We start from the raw sequence: 16,764 nt of genomic DNA, 5'->3' as shown, positions 1-16,764 counted from the left end.
CGCGAAGACGGAGCGATGGAGCAGACCATGAATGCCCACACCGAGAACGCCCCCACCAACAGTGCGTCCGCCAACGGTGTTGTGGAAGCACTCCGCGCCGCGATGAAGGAGGCGGAACGGCTGCGGCGGCAGAACAGGATGTTCGTCGCCGCAGCCAAAGAACCGATCGCGATCGTCGGAATGGGCTGCCGGTTCCCCGGCGAGGTCCACTCGCCCGAAGGGCTCTGGGATCTGGTCGCCTCCGGCACCGACGCCATCTCGCCGTTTCCCACCGACCGCGGCTGGGATCTGGACGCGCTGCGCGACAGCTCCACCGACGCCCGGGACACCTCCGTCAGCCAGCAGGGCGGCTTCCTGGACTGTGTCGCCGACTTCGATCCCGGCTTCTTCGGTATCTCACCGCGCGAGGCGGTCACCATGGATCCTCAGCAGCGGCTGCTGCTGGAGACCGCCTGGGAGGCCATCGAACGCTCCGGTATCGACGCCACACGGCTGCGCGGCAGCCGGACCGGAGCCTTCATCGGCACCAACGGCCAGGACTACGCGTATCTCCTCGTGCGGTCGCTGGACGACGCGACCGGCGATGTCGGCACCGGTATCGCCGCCGGCGCCGTGTCGGGACGGCTCTCGTACACGCTCGGCCTGGAGGGCCCGGCGATCACGGTCGACACCGCCTGCTCCTCCTCGCTGGTCGCCCTCCATCTCGCCGTCCAGTCCCTGCGTAACGGAGAGTGCGCGCTCGCCCTCGCCGGCGGTGTCAATGTGATGTCCACGCCCGGCTCGCTGGTCGAGTTCAGCAGACAGGGCGGACTCGCGCGGGACGGCCGGTGCAAGGCGTTCGCCGACTCGGCCGACGGCACCGGATGGGCGGAGGGCGCCGGCATCCTGATGCTGGAGCGCCTGTCCGACGCACAGCGCAACGGACATCCGGTCCTGGCCGTCGTACGGGGCTCCGCAGTCAACCAGGACGGCGCCTCCAACGGCTTCACCGCGCCCAACGGCCCTTCGCAGCAACGGGTGATCCGGCAGGCGCTGGCCAACGCGGGACTGGCGCCCGCCGAGGTGGACGCGGTGGAGGCCCATGGCACCGGCACTCCGCTGGGCGATCCCATCGAGGCACAGAGTCTGCTCGCGGGCTATGGACAGGACCGTGAACGCCCGCTGTACCTCGGCTCGGTCAAGTCCAACATCGGTCACACCCAGGCCGCTTCGGGCGTCGCGGGCGTGATCAAGATGGTGATGGCGATGCGGCACGGAGTGCTGCCGCGGACCTTGCACGCCGACGAGCCGTCGTCGCATGTCGACTGGTCGGCCGGCAAGGTCGAGCTGCTCACTGAGGCGCGCGCATGGCCGGAGGCCGACCGGCCGCGCCGTACGGGCGTCTCCTCGTTCGGCGTCAGCGGGACCAACGCGCATGTGATCATCGAGCAGGCGCCGGCCGTATCTGAGCCGGAGGCCACCGCTACTGCCACTGTCACCGCTGCTGGAACCGCCACTGCAATCGCTCCCGAACGGCGGGCGGCGGCGCTGCCGTGGGTGATATCGGGCCGGACACCAGAAGCGCTGCGCGACCAGGCGTCCCTGCTGCTCGCCCGGCTGGAGCGCGAACCGGGCCCGCGCCCGGCGGATGTGGCGCTCTCCCTGGCGACGACCAGGGCGAGCCTGGAGCACCGTCTCGCCGTCATCACGGACGAGGACGGCGGCGCCGGACGTGACGCGCTGAAGACCTGGCTGGAGAGCGACGGCACGGCACCGGGCACCGTCGAAGGCATGGTCACGGGACGCGGCAGAACGGCGGTGCTGTTCTCCGGGCAGGGCTCGCAGCGGCTCGGTATGGGCCGTGAGTTGTACGGACGCTACCCGGTGTTCGCGAAGGCGCTGGATTCCGTACTGGCGCTGCTGGACGGCGAGTTGGGGTACTCGCTGAGGGAGGTCGTCTGGGGCGAGGACGCCGAGGCGCTGAATGCCACCGGCTCCACGCAGCCCGCCCTGTTCGCGATCGAGGTGGCGTTGTTCCGGCTGGTGGAGTCCTGGGGCGTGGCCCCGGACTTCGTCGCCGGGCATTCGATCGGTGAGATCGCGGCGGCGCATGTGGCGGGCGTATTCTCGCTGGAGGACGCCTGCCGACTGGTGGCGGCCCGTGCGTCGTTGATGCAGGCGTTGCCCACGGGCGGTGCGATGGTCGCCGTACGGGCCGCCGAGGACGAGATCCGGCCGCTGCTCACCGACCAGGTGTCGATCGCGGCCGTCAACGGGCCTCTGTCCGTGGTGATTTCCGGAGCCGAGGACGCCACGCTGGAGCTGGCGGACCGGCTGGAGAAGCAGGGCCGTAAGACGAGTCGTCTTCGGGTGTCGCATGCGTTTCATTCGCCGCTGATGGATCCGATGCTGGACGAGTTCCGTTCTGTTGCTGAGGGGTTGACGTTTGCGGAGCCGTCGGTGCCGGTGGTGTCGAATCTGACGGGTGGGCTGGCGTCGGCGGGGGAGTTGTGCTCTGCGGAGTACTGGGTTCGGCATGTGCGGGAGGCGGTGCGTTTCGCGGACGGTGTGCGGACGCTGGGCGAGCAGGGTGTGCGTACGTTTCTGGAGCTGGGGCCGGACGGTGTGCTGTCGGCGATGGCTCAGGAGTCGGTGCCGGAAGGCGCTGTGACTGTTCCGGTGCTTCGTAAGGACCGGCCGGAGGAGACCTCGGCCGTCACCGCGCTGGCCGGGCTCCATGTGAACGGTGTACGGGTGGAGTGGCCGGCGTTCTTCGCGGGTACCGGCGCGCGGCCGGTGGATCTGCCCACGTACGCCTTCCAGCACGAGCGTTTCTGGCCTCAGGTGACCTATCGGCCCGCCGACGCGGCCGGTCTCGGTCTGACCTCGGCGAACCATCCGCTGCTCGGCGCGGCCATGTCCGTCGCGGGCTCCGACGAACTCCTGCTGACCGGAACGCTCTCCCTGGCCACCCACCCATGGCTGGCCGACCATGTCGTGGGCGGCATGGTGTTCTTCCCGGGCACCGGATTCCTCGAACTGGCCATCCGCGCCGCCGACCAGGCCGGCTGCGACCGCGTCGACGATCTGATGCTGGCCGCACCGCTGATCCTGCCGCGTACCGGCGCCGTCCAGGTGCAGATCGCCATCGGCGGCGCGGACGACGACGGCCGACGGGAGCTGCGCTTCTACAGCCGTCCCGCCGACGCTCCCGACGACGAGTGGACGCCGCACGCCTCCGGACGGATCGGCAGCGGCGAGCGGGTGCTCGGTTTCGACACCACCGTATGGCCGCCCAAGGGCGCCACCGTGGTCGATGTCGAAGGCCTCTACGACCGCTACGCGGGCAACGGCCTCGAATACGGGCCCGTCTTCCGCGGACTGCGCGCGGTCTGGCGCCGGGGCGAGGAGATCTTCGCCGAGGTCGCGCTGCCACGGGAGGTCGCCGACGCGGACGCGTACGGAGTCCATCCGGCGCTCTTCGACTCCGTTCTGCACAGTACGGTCTTCGCCAGCGCGGACGGCGACGACAGAAGCCTGCTGCCGTTCGCATGGAACGGAGTCTCGCTGCACGCCTCGGGCGCGTCGGCCCTGCGCGTCCGGGTGACACCCAACGGCCAGGACGCGGTACGGCTGGCGGCGGTCGATGTCCAGGGCGAACCGGTCATCTCGGTGGAGTCACTGGCGCTCAGGGCCGCGGGGCCTTCGCCCGCGGGCGAGGCCCGGCGCGACGAGGTCAACTCCCTCTTCCGCGTCGACTGGACGCCGGTGACACCGGAGAGCGCGGCCCAGGAGACCGACTGGGTGGTGCTCGGCACCGACGAGCTGGGACTGACCGGCGCACTCGCCTCGACGGGCGCCGCGCGGCTGCGCGCGCCGGTACGGACGCTCGCCGAACTCCTCGCGGAAGCAGGCGCATCCGGCCGCGACGAGGAGAGTCTGCCGGGGATCGTGGTCGTCCCGCTCAAGGGCGACAGCGCGCGGAGCGCCGAGTCCGCTCATGAACTCGCACATGAACTATCCAGCCATGTACTGGAGTTGATCCAGCAGTGGCTCGCCGAGGGGCGGTTCGCCGGCTCCCGACTGGTGTTTGTCACCCGAGGCGCCGTCGAGGACGGTGCCCATGAGCTCACGGATGTCGCCGCCGCCTCGGTCTGGGGACTGGTCCGCTCGGCGCAGGCGGAGAATCCGGGCCGGTTCCTGCTGGTGGACATGGACGGTACGGCGGAGTCGGCGGCGGCACTTCCGGCGCTGCCCGCACTGGCCGACTCCGACGAACCACAGGCCGTGGTCCGCTCGGGCGCGCTGCGCGTCGGCCGGCTCGCGCGGCTGGAGTCCGGTACGGGCCTGGTGCCACCGGCGGGTGTGCCCTGGCGGCTGGACAGTCGGGCTAAGGGAAGTCTGGACGGGCTGACACTGGCACCGCTTCCCGAGACGCCGGAGCCGCTGACAGGACGCGAGGTACGGATCGAGGTCCGTGCGGCCGGCGTCAACTTCCGCGATGTCCTCAACGCGCTGGGCATGTATCCGGGCGACGCCGGGCTGTTCGGCTCCGAGGCGGCGGGAGTCGTGGTCGAAGTCGGTCCCGACGCGACCGACCTCCAGGTCGGCGACCGGGTCATGGGCATGCTCTTCGGCGGCTTCGGCACCCATGTGGCGGGCGACGAGCGCCGGATGATTCCCGTACCCGAGGAGTGGTCGTGGGAGACGGCGGCTTCGGTGCCGCTGGTGTTTCTGACGGCGTATCACGCGCTGGTCGAGCTGGCGGGTCTGGGCTGTGGTGAGAAGGTGCTGATCCATGCGGGTGCCGGTGGTGTGGGTATGGCGGCGATCCAGATCGCGCGTCATCTGGGTGCGGAGGTCTTCGCGACGGCGAGCGAGGGCAAGTGGGATGTGCTGCGCTCGTTGGGTGTGGCGGACGACCATATCGCCTCCTCCCGGACGACGGACTTCGAGGCGGCCTTCGCTGACATCACCGACGGCGAAGGAATCGATGTCGTACTGAACTCCCTGGCCGGTGAGTTCATCGACGCGTCGCTGCGACTGCTGAGTCCGCGCGGCCGGTTCCTGGAGATGGGCAAGACCGATATCCGTGATGCCGCCGATCTGCCCGACGGCGTCAACTACCGTTCATTCGACCTTGGTTGGGTGGATCCGGCCGGTATCCAGCGGATGCTGGTGGCTCTGAGAGAGCTGTTCGAGCATGGCGTGCTGGAGCCGTTGCCGGTCCGTTCCTGGGATGTACGGCGGGCCCGGGACGCGTTCCGGTTTATGAGTCTGGCCCGGCATGTGGGGAAGATCGTACTGACGATGCCGCGTGTGTGGGATTCCAACGGCACGGTGCTGATCACCGGTGGCACGGGCGGTCTCGGCGGTGTGCTGGCACACCACTTGGTTGTCGAACGCGGTGTGCGGCATCTGCTGCTGACCAGCAGGCGAGGTCTGGAGGCTCCCGGCGCGCCCGAGCTGGCCGCCGAACTGCGGACCTTGGGCGCCGAGGTGACGGTCGCCGCATGTGATGTGGCGGACCGGGCAGCCCTGGCCGGGCTGCTGGCATCGGTTCCGTCGGAGCGTCCGCTGACCGCCGTGGTCCATACGGCAGGAGTGCTGGACGACGGGATCGTCGGCTCGCTCACGCCCGAGCGGCTGGATGCCGTACTGCGTCCCAAGGTCGACGCCGCCTGGCATCTGCATGAGCTGACCAGGGATCTCGATCTCGCCGCGTTTGTGCTCTACTCCTCCACGGCCGGTGTCATGGGCAGTCCCGGACAGGCCAACTACGCGGGCGGCAACACCTTCCTGGACGCGCTCGCCGCCCATCGTCGTGGACTGGGCCTGCCCGGACTCTCCCTTGCCTGGGGCGCCTGGGAACAGAGCGTGGGCATGACCAGCACGCTGGAGGATCACGACGTACGCCGGGTCGGCGGCTCCGGGATGCCGCTGCTCTCCGTCGAGCGAGGACTCGCGCTGTTCGACGCCGCCACCGCGAGCGACGAGGCCTTGGTGGTACCGCTCGGCATCGGCGGCGGCACGATCCCTTCTGCGGCCGGTGTCCCGGCCCTGCTGCGCGGGCTGGTACGGACCGGCCGCCGCGCCGCGAAGAGCGGCGCCGCGAGCGTGTCCCGGGCCGGCCTGGTCGAACGGCTGGCAGCGCTGCGCGAGAACGAACGGCCCAGGCTGCTCACGGATCTCGTCCGTACCGAGGCCTCCGTGGTCCTCGCGCACTCCTCGCCCGAGGCCATCGCCGTGGAACGGGAGTTCCGGCAGCTCGGCTTCGACTCGCTGACGGCCGTCGAACTGCGCAACCGCCTCTCCTCCGCCACCGGACTGACGCTGCCCGCCACCCTGATCTTCGACTACCCCACGCCCGCGCGGCTCGCCGCCCATCTGCTGGACGAACTGGTCGGCGCGGACGGCACCGTGGACGGCGTCGCGGCCGTCACCGCGCGCGAGTCCGCCGACAGCGCCGGCACCATCGACGATCCGATCGCCATCGTGGGAATGAGCTGCCGCTTCCCAGGCGGTGTCGAATCGCCCGAAGGACTCTGGGAGCTGGTCCTCTCCGGCGAGGACGCCATCTCCGGCTTTCCCACCGACCGAGGCTGGCAGAGCGATCCGTCCATCGGCGCCGCCGAGGGACAGGGCGGATTCCTGCGGAACGTTGCCGACTTCGACGCCGGATTTTTCGGGATCTCGCCGCGCGAGGCACTGGCGATGGATCCTCAGCAGCGCGTACTCCTCGAAGTCGCCTGGGAAGCGGCCGAACGCGCCGGCATCGATCCGGCGGCCCTGCGCGGCAGCCGTACCGGTGTCTTCGTCGGAGTGAGCGGCCAGGACTACGCCGGTCTCGTCATGCGCTCCAAGGACGACATGGCGGGCCACGCGACCACCGGCCTCGCGGTCAGTGTCGTCTCCGGGCGGCTGGCGTACGCGCTCGGGCTCGAAGGCCCGGCGATGTCCGTCGACACGGCCTGCTCGTCGTCGCTCGTCTCGCTGCATCTCGCCTCCCAGGCGCTGCGCGGCGGCGAGTGCTCGCTCGCGCTCGCGGGCGGTGTGACGGTGATGACCACCGCCGCGAACTTCGCCGGCTTCTCCCGGATGGGCGGACTGGCGGGCGACGGCCGGTGCAAGGCGTTCTCAGACTCGGCCGACGGCACCGGCTGGTCCGAGGGCGCGGCCGTACTGGTCCTGGAGCGGCTGTCCGACGCGCGGCGCAACGGCCACCGGGTGCTGGCGGTCGTCCGGGGCAGCGCGGTCAACCAGGACGGCGCCTCCAACGGACTGACGGCGCCGAACGGTCCCGCACAGCAGCGGGTGATCCGGCAGGCGCTCGCCAACTCCGGTCTCTTGCCCTCCGATGTGGACGCGGTGGAGGCCCATGGCACCGGGACACCGCTCGGCGATCCGATCGAGGCACAGGCGCTGCTGGCCACCTACGGCCAGGACCGCGACACCGGCCGGCCGCTGCTGCTCGGCTCGGTCAAGTCCAACATCGGTCATACCCAGGCCGCCGCGGGCGCCGCCGGGCTGGTGAAGATGGTGATGGCGCTGCGCCATGGCACTCTGCCGCGCACACTCCATCTCACCGAGCCGTCGACGCATGTCGACTGGTCGGCCGGCGCCGTGGAACTGCTGGCCGACACCGTTCCCTGGCCGGAGACCGGGCGCGCCCGCCGGGCCGGTGTCTCGTCCTTCGGCATCAGCGGCACGAACGCCCATGTGGTCCTTGAACAGGCGGAACCGGTGCCGGCCGAGGAGGCCGCGTCGGCCTCCGTCCCGGGTGCCGTTCCCTGGCTCGTATCGGCAAGGAGCGAGTCGGCGCTGGACGGTCAGCTCGCCCGGATCAAGGTCCTCGCGGGGGAGTCCACCGTGGAGTCCTCCCAGGTCGAGCCGGGATCTGCCGTGGACATCGGCTACTCGCTGGCGATGGGCCGGTCGCTCTTCGAGCACCGAGCCGTACTGCTGGCGACGGACCAGGGCGTCACGGAGATCGCCCGGGGCCTGGGCACCGAGCGGTCGACGGCGGTGCTGTTCTCGGGCCAGGGTTCGCAGCGGCTGGGTATGGGCCGTGAGTTGTATGGGCGGTTCCCGGTGTTCGCGGAGGCGCTGGATTCCGTACTGGCGCTGCTGGACGGTGAGTTGGGGTACTCGCTGAGGGAGGTCATCTGGGGCGAGGACGCCGAGGCGCTGAATGCCACCGGCTCCACTCAGCCCGCCCTGTTCGCGATCGAGGTGGCGCTGTTCCGACTGGTGGAGTCATGGGGAATCAGGCCCGATTTCGTAGCCGGGCATTCGATCGGTGAGATCGCTGCCGCCCATGTGGCGGGCGTGTTCTCGTTGGCGGACGCCTGCCGACTGGTGGTGGCCCGTGGTTCGTTGATGCAGGCGCTTTCGGCCGGTGGTGCGATGGTCGCCGTACAGGCCACCGAGGACGAGATCACTCCGTATCTCGTCGGCCAGATCTCGATCGCCGCCGTCAACGGGCCCTCCTCCGTGGTGATTTCCGGCGAGGAGGACACCGTCCTGGAGCTCGCCGCCCGGCTGGCGGAACAGGGCCGCAGGACCACTCGTCTCCGTGTCTCGCACGCCTTCCACTCGCTGCTGATGGACCCGATGCTGGACGAGTTCCGCACGGTGGCCGAAGGGCTGACATACCGTCAGCCGACCATCCCTGTGGTGTCCGGTCTGACGGGCAGTCTCGCCTCGGCCGAGGAGCTGTGCTCCGCCGACCACTGGGTACGGCATGTCCGCGAGCCGGTGCGCTTCGCGGATGGCGTCCGTACTCTCGCCGGTCAAGGCGCCACCGTCTTCCTGGAGTTGGGCCCTGACACCGTGCTCTCCGCGCCCGCCCGGGAGTCCCTGCCCACGGACGCCGTGGTGGTCCCGGCGCTCCGTAAGGGCCACGGTGAGGAAGCCGCGCTGGTCACGGCGGTGGCGCGGCTCCATGTGGCCGGTGCCTCCGTGGACTGGCCGGCGTTCTTCGCGGGAACGGGCGCCCGGCAGGTGGATCTGCCGACCTACGCCTTCGACCGGGAGCGGTTCTGGCCCGAGGTGGCCGGCGCGGAGCCGGTGGACGGTACGGATCCGGTCGACGCGGAGTTCTGGGCCGCGGTGGAGCGGGAGGATCTGGAGTCCCTGGCCGCGCGGCTCGAAGTGGACGGCGGTTCGCTCGGCGCCGTACTGCCCGCCCTGTCGTCGTGGCGCACCCGGCGCAGGCTTCGGTCGACCGTCGACTCCTGGCGCTACCGCGAGGCCTGGCAGCCGCTGACGCTCAGCACCGCCTCGGCCGCCGCCCCCTCTGGCAGCTGGCTGGTGCTCGCTCCTGCGGCCGGAGTCGCCGACGCGTGGGTGAGCTCGCTGATCACTGGCCTGGGCCAGTCGGTGGTACGAGTGGATATCAAGGCGACCGAAGGACCCGAGGACGCCAAGGGCATCGACGGGACCGGCGCCATCGACCGTGCCGCGCTGGCCGCGCGACTCGCCGCCGCTGTCCCGGACACCGAAAGTGTCGCGGGCGTGGTGTCCCTGCTCGCGCTGGACGAGTCTGCCGACGCCACCGGTGTGCCCGTCGGACTGCTCGCCACCGCCGCACTGGTCCAGGCGCTCGGTGACACCGGTATCGCGGCCCCGCTGTGGACCGTCACACGCGGCGCGGTACGGGCCGTGCCCGCCGAGCCGTCGGCCGGTCCGGCACAGGCCGCCGTCTGGGGTCTCGGCCGGGTCGCGGCCCTCGAACATCCGCAGCGGTGGGGCGGACTGGTCGATCTCCCCGACGAGCTGGACGAACGCGCCGTACGCCGCCTCATCGCCGTACTGACGGACACGGGCGACGAGGATCAGCTCGCGGTCCGCGCCTCGGGTGTCTACGGCCGGCGGATGCTGCCCGCGCCCGCCGCCGACTCCGCCGCCGACTCCGCCACTGACTCTGCCGCCGGCTCCGCCGTCGAGAGCGAGGAGCGCTGGGAGCCGTCCGGCACCGTCCTCATCACCGGTGGTACCGGCGCGCTCGGCGCGCGCGTGGCCCGACGGCTGGCGAGCGAGGGCGTCCGGCATCTCGTGCTGCTCAGCCGCCGAGGACCTGCCGCGCCCGGCGCGACCGAGCTGCTCGCGGAGCTGACCGCGCTCGGCGCCCGCGTCACCGTCACCGCCTGCGATGTCGCCGACCGGGACCAACTGGAACGGGCGCTCAAGGCCATCCCGGTGGACTGCCCGCTGACAGGCGTGGTGCATACGGCCGGTGTGCTGGACGACGGCGTACTGGCCGGACTGACGCCCGAGCGGTTCGGGACGGTCTTCCGCGCGAAGGTCGCCTCCGCCCTGCTGCTGGACGAACTGACCCGTGATCTCGGCCTCTCCGCGTTTGTGCTGTTCTCCTCGGTGGCCGGCTCGGTGGGCAATCCCGGCCAGGCCAACTACGCGGCGGCGAACGCGATGCTCGACGCGCTGGCCGAGCGGCGCAGGGCGCTGGGACTTCCGGCGACCTCGATCGCCTGGGGCGCGTGGGACGGCGCGGGCATGGCCGGAGGGACCAATGGCGCGGACGCCACCCGTGCAGGTACGGACGGACCGGGCCACCAGCGCGCTTCGGGCGCCCTCGATCCCGAGCTGGCCGTCTCCGCGCTGCTGCGAGTGGTGGCCGAGCCCCGGCCGACCGTTGTCCTCGCAGACCTCCAGCAGCCGGAGCTGCTCACCGCGCTGCTGAGCCTGCGTCCCAGCCCGCTGCTCGCCGAACTGCCCGCTGCCCAGCGCGCGCTGACGGCAATTCAGAACGCCCGGAAGGACGGCGAATCGGCGGCGTCCGGACTGCGGGAGCGGCTGCGCGGAGTCCCGGAGGGCGAGCGTACGGCGATGCTGCTGAGCGTCGTCCGTACTCACTGCGCCGCGGTGCTCGGTCATACCGGCGCCGACGCGATCAAGGGCGACAAGGCCTTCCGCGATCTCGGCTTCGACTCGCTGACCGCCGTCGAGCTGAGCAACCGGCTCACCGAGCTGACCGGTCTCGCACTCCCTGCCAGCCTGGTCTTCGACTATCCCACTCCACGAGCGCTCGCCGACCGGCTGCTCACCGAACTGCTCGGTGAACCGGCCGACGAGCGGTCGTCCGAGGAACGATCTGCCGCCCACCGCTCGGGCGCCGCCCTCGCCACAGCGGCCACCTCGGTCGATGAGGACCCGGTCGTGATCGTCGGTATGGCCTGCCGGTTCCCGGGCGGCGTGCGCTCGCCGGAGGAGCTGTGGCGGCTGCTTGCCGAGGGCCGTGACGGTATCGCCGAGTTTCCCACCGACCGTGGCTGGAACCTCGATGTCCTCGCGGGCGACGGCCAGGGCCGCAGCGCCACCCGCGTGGGCGGATTCCTCTACGAGGCACCGGAGTTCGACCCGGGATTCTTCGGGATCTCACCGCGCGAGGCGCTCGCCATGGATCCACAGCAGCGGCTGCTGCTGGAGGTGGGCTGGGAGGCGTTCGAGCGGACCGGCACCGATCCGGCCGCGCTGCGCGGCAGCAGGACCGGTGTCTTCATCGGCACCAACGGCCAGGACTACGCCCATCTCATCCTCCGCGCGAGCGAGGACGTGGAGGGCCACGCGGGCACGGGCCTGGCGGCCAGTGTCATCTCCGGCAGGCTCTCCTACGCCTTCGGCTTCGAGGGCCCGGCGGTCACTGTCGACACCGCCTGCTCCTCCTCGCTGGTCGCCCTGCACTGGGCGGCCCAGGCGCTCAGGAGCGGTGAGTGCTCGATGGCGCTGGTCGGCGGAGTCACCGTGATGTCGACCGCCACCAGCTTCGCCGGATTCACCCGGCAGGGCGGACTCGCGCCCGACGGCCACTGCAAGGCGTTCTCCGACGCGGCGGACGGCACCGGCTGGTCGGAGGGCGTCGGTGTGCTCGTTGTCGAGCGGCTCTCGGACGCGCGGCGCGAGGGACATGAGGTCCTGGCGGTCCTGCGCGGTTCCGCGATCAACCAGGACGGCGCGTCGAACGGACTGACCGCTCCGAACGGTCCTTCCCAGCAGCGGGTGATCCGCCAGGCCCTCGCCGCCGGCGGGCTGACACCCGCCGATGTGGACGCCGTGGAGGCGCACGGTACGGGCACCACGCTGGGCGATCCGATCGAGGCACAGGCGCTGCTGGCGACGTACGGGCGTGACCGTGATCCGGAGCGTCCGCTGCTGCTCGGGTCGGTGAAGTCCAACCTCGGCCACACGCAGGCCGCGGCCGGTGTCGCGGGCGTGATGAAGATGGTGCTGGCGCTCCGCAACGGTGTGCTGCCGCGGACACTCCATGTCACGGAGCCCTCGACCCGGGTGAACTGGTCCTCCGGCGCGGTGGAGTTGCTGACCGAGCGGAGGGAGTGGCCTCGGACCGATCGCGTACGGCGGGCCGGTGTCTCGTCCTTCGGCATCAGCGGCACCAACGCGCATGTGGTGCTGGAACAGGCCCCGGAGGCCGTTACGGACGCCCAGCCCACGCTTCCGGGCGCGGCCCCGGACGTGGTCCCGAACGCGGTGCCGTGGCCGGTCTCGGCCAGGAGCGAGGCCGCACTGCGCGAACAGGTGGAGCGGCTAAGGGAGTTCACGGCCGAACACGCCGAACTCTCCTCGGCCGACATCGGGTTCTCCCTGTCCACGAGCCGTTCGGTGTTCGAGCACCGGGCGGTACTGCTGGCGACGGACCAGGGCATCTCCGAAGTCGCCCGAGTCGCCCGCGCGGCGGCGGCCGAGCGGCCCACGGCGGTGCTCTTCTCCGGTCAGGGCTCTCAACGGCTCGGTATGGGACGCGAGTTGTACGAGCGGTTCCCGGTCTTCGCGGACGCGCTGGACTCCGTACTGGCCCATTTCGACGCCGAGTCCGCCGGCCGGGCCCGTCCGCTGCGCGAGGTGATCTGGGGCGACGACGCCGAGGCGCTGAACCGTACCGCCGTTGCCCAGCCCGCTCTGTTCGCGATCGAGGTGGCGCTCTTCCGGCTGGTCCAGTCCTGGGGCGTCGCACCGGATTTTGTGGCGGGCCACTCGATCGGCGAGATCGCCGCCGCCCATGTGGCCGGAGTGCTCGGACTCTCCGACGCCTGCCGGCTGGTGGCGGCCAGGGCCCGGCTGATGGACGCGCTGCCCGTGGGCGGAACCATGGTCGCGGTAGAGGCGAGCGAGGACGAGATCGCCGCGCTGCTCTCCGAGGGAGTGTCGATCGCCGCGGTCAACGGGCCACGGTCCGTGGTGCTCTCGGGCGACGAGGACCAGGTCCTGCGGACGGCGGAACGTCTGGCCGCCGAGGGACGCAGAACGACACGGCTCCCGGTGAGCCATGCCTTCCACTCACCGCTCATGGATCCGATGCTGGACGAATTCCGCGCGGTCGCACAGGAGTTGGCCTTCGCCGGGCCGTCGGTGCCGGTGGTGTCGAATGTGACCGGCGCGCTCGCCACCTCGGACGAACTGCGCTCGCCCGAGTACTGGGTACGGCATGTCCGCGAGACCGTCCGCTTCGCCGACGGCGTACGAACGCTGGCCGAGCAGGGCGTGGGTACGTTCCTCGAACTGGGCCCGGACGGAGTGCTCTCCGCCCTGGCCCGTGAGTCCGTACCGGACAGCGCGGTCGTGGTGCCCGTGCTGCGCAAGGACCGGTCCGAGGAACTGACCGCGGTCACCGCACTCGCCCAACTGCATACGCACGGCGCTCCGGCCGACTGGTCCGGGATCTTCGCGGGGACCGGCGCGCGCCGGGTGGAGCTGCCGACGTACGCCTTCCAGCGCGAGCGCTACTGGCCGTCGGCGCCGGTGTCCTCGGGTGACGCCTCCGGGCTGGGCCTGGTGGCCGCGGAGCATCCGCTGCTGGGCGCGGCCACGACCGTGGCCGGCTCCGACGAGGTGGTACTGACCGGACGGCTGTCCGCCCGGACCCATCCCTGGCTGATGGACCGTCAGGTCGCAGGAGGCGCCGCGGTACCGGTGGCGGCCTTCGCCGAACTGGCCGTACGGGCCGGTGACGAGGTCGGCTGCGACACGGTCGAGACACTGACCGTCGCCGCCGGGCTCGTCGTGCCGGAGGAGGGCGCGGTACGGGTACAGGTACGGGTGGCCGCGGCCGACGTGACGGGCCGACGCTCGCTGACCGTGCACGCGCGAGCCGAAGCCACCGCCGAGCTGCCATGGACCTTGCACGCGACCGGTGTGCTGGCCGCCGAGCACCGGGCACCGGACCTGGAGATCGGCGCCGGGCCCTGGCCGCCGGCCGGGGCCGTACCCGTGGACCTGTCCCGGTACCAGGACCCGGATCTGGACGCGGACGGCGACCCGGAGCCGACCGACATGGCCGGTGCGTCCAGTCTGCGGGCGGCCTGGCTCCAGGACGGCGAGGTCTTCGCCGAGGTCGCCCTCGCGGAAGAGGCCCGTACGCATGGGACGTTCGCGATGCACCCGGCGCTGCTGACGGCCGCCGTCCGGGCGGCGGGCCTGCTGGGCACCGAAGCCACAGAAGCCGCCGAAGGTACTGTCGGCACGCTCACCGGGACCGTCCCGGTCGAGTGGCGGGGACTGACGCTCTACGCGGGCGCCGCCACGGCACTGCGGGTACGGCTGACCGCGACCGGCCAGGACACCGTGGAGCTGGTGGCCGTCGACGAGGAGGGCGCACCGGTGATCTCGGTGCGCTCGCTGACCTTGCGTCCGGCCGCCGAGGTGGAGACCGCGACCGAGGCCGACGAACGGCGCCCGAGCCCGCTGTTCGGCCTCGACTGGGTGCCCGCGCCGGTCGCGCCGAATACGACCGCGTCCTTCACCGATCGACGCTGGGCGGTCCTGGGAGACACCTTGACCGCGATGGACGGTCCCTTCGTACGGGCAGGATCGCTGCGCGAACTCCTCGACTCCGGGGAGCCGCTGCCCGACCTCGTACTGGCCCCGGCCATCAGTGATCTGACGAATCATCAGGAACATCAAGAACCGCTTCCCGTCCGGATGCGGGCCGTGACCGGCGCCGTACTGGATCTGCTCCGCACCTGGTCGGCCGATCGGCGGACCGCCGGATCGCAGCTGGTGCTCCTCACCCGTGGCGCGGTCGCCACCGCGGCCGGAGAGGATGTACGGGATCTCGCCGCGGCGCCGGTCTGGGGCCTGGTCCGCTCCGCGCAGTCGGAGCACCCGGGCGCCTTCCTGCTGCTCGATCTGGAGGATCTCCGGGACATCAGCACCACCACACTCCGTACCGTCCTGCCCGCGCTGCCCGCCCTGCTCGACGCCGGAGAGACCCAGGCGGCGGTGCGCGGCAGCGAGATCCGGCTGGCCCGGCTGTCGCGGCTGCCGCAGGGCCCTGTCCCGTCGCCCGAGCACGGCATCCGGTCCTGGAACCGTGACGGTACGGTCCTGATCACCGGCGGCACCGGCGCCCTCGGCGGCGCGCTGGCCCGGCATCTCGTGGCCGCGCACGGCATCAAACATCTGCTGCTCGTGGGCCGGCGCGGCCCCGACGCGCCCGGCGCCGAGGAGCTCCGGGCCGAACTGGCCGCCCAGGGCGCCGAGGTGACCGTCGCCGCCTGCGATGTCGCCGACCGTACGGCGCTGGACGGACTGCTGGCGGACGTACCGGCCGAACATCCGCTGACCGCCGTGGTCCATACGGCCGGAGTGCTCGGCGATGCCACCGTCGGCTCGCTGACGCCCGCGCTGATCGACCGGATACTGCGTCCGAAGGCGGACGCGGCCTGGCATCTGCACGAGGCGACCAGCGGTCTCGGGCTGGCCGGCTTCGTCCTCTACTCCTCGGTCGCCGGGATCACCGGTGGCCCGGGACAGGGCAACTACGCCGCTGCCAACACCTTCCTGGACGCGCTGGCCCTGCACCGTACCGCCCTCGGACTGCCCGCCGTCTCTCTGGCCTGGGGCCCATGGGCTCAGGACGGCGGCGGTATGACCGGCGCGCTGAGCGACTCCGACCTGGGCCGTATGGCCCGCTCGGACCTGGCTCCGCTGCCGGTGGAAACGGGACTCGCGCTGTTCGACGCCGCGACCGCCCGCGACGAGGCGCTGCTCGTCCCGGTGCTGATCGCCGAGGGAGCGCGCGAGCGGGCGGCGCTCACCACGGCCGAGATCCCGGCGATCCTGCGCGGACTGCTCCGCAGGCGCCGCCGTACGGCCGCCGCCGCGCGCGGACGTACCACCGGGCTCGGCCGGCGGCTGGCGGAGCTGGACGAGGAGGAACGGGAAGCGCGACTGGTCGAGCTGGTACGGGCCGAGACCGCCGCCGTACTGGGACACACCGCGGCGGACGCGATCCCCGCCGACCGGGACTTCAGCGCGCTGGGCTTCGACTCCCTGATGGCGGTGGAGCTGCGCACCCGGCTGACCGCGCGTACGGAGGTACGGCTCTCCGCCACTCTCGTGTTCGACCATCCGACACCGGCCGCCGTCGCCCGGCATCTCGCGGCGGAGCTGCTGGGCGGCACCGAGGAGGACGCCAGCCCGTCGCCGCTGGCCGCGCTCGACGGGCTGGAGGCGGCGCTCGCCACGGGCGCGCTCGACGAGGTCACCAGGAACGGTGTCGCCGGACGGCTGCGGCAGTTGCTCGCGCGGTGGGACGGACCCGGCCAGGAGAACGGCGGACCCGTGGTCACGGAACGGATCGAGGCCGCGAGCGCCGACGAGGTGTTCGCCTTCATCGACAACGAACTGGGCCGCTCCACGGAGTCCTGAACTCTCTGCCCGCTGCTCCCTGCCCGCCCCGGCCGCACTCCCTTCGCACGCGAAACATCTGAGGAAGGTTCACGGACCATGCCGGACGAAAAGAAACTC

The 16,764-nt window shown here is 71.5% G+C and carries 1 protein-coding gene; it reads left to right on the top strand.

The features are described 5' to 3' along the window. Positions 1-27: 27 nt before the first annotated feature. Entirely contained in the window at positions 28-16,665 is a 16,638-nt protein-coding gene (locus ACFV6H_RS17650; protein ID WP_385542635.1) for a type I polyketide synthase, read from the top strand. Positions 16,666-16,764 lie beyond the last annotated feature (99 nt).

Source organism: Streptomyces sp. NPDC059743 (assembly GCF_042732975.1).
Taxonomy (GTDB): Bacteria; Actinomycetota; Actinomycetes; order Streptomycetales; family Streptomycetaceae; genus Streptomyces.
The sequence above is the reverse complement of the archived record's forward strand: the minus strand, read 5'-3'. Positions and strand labels throughout refer to the sequence as shown.

Coding starts and splice junctions, on each gene's coding strand:
- ACFV6H_RS17650 (WP_385542635.1), top strand. CDS start 28: ATGAATGCCCACACCGAGAACGCCCCCACCAACAGTGCGTCCGCCAAC.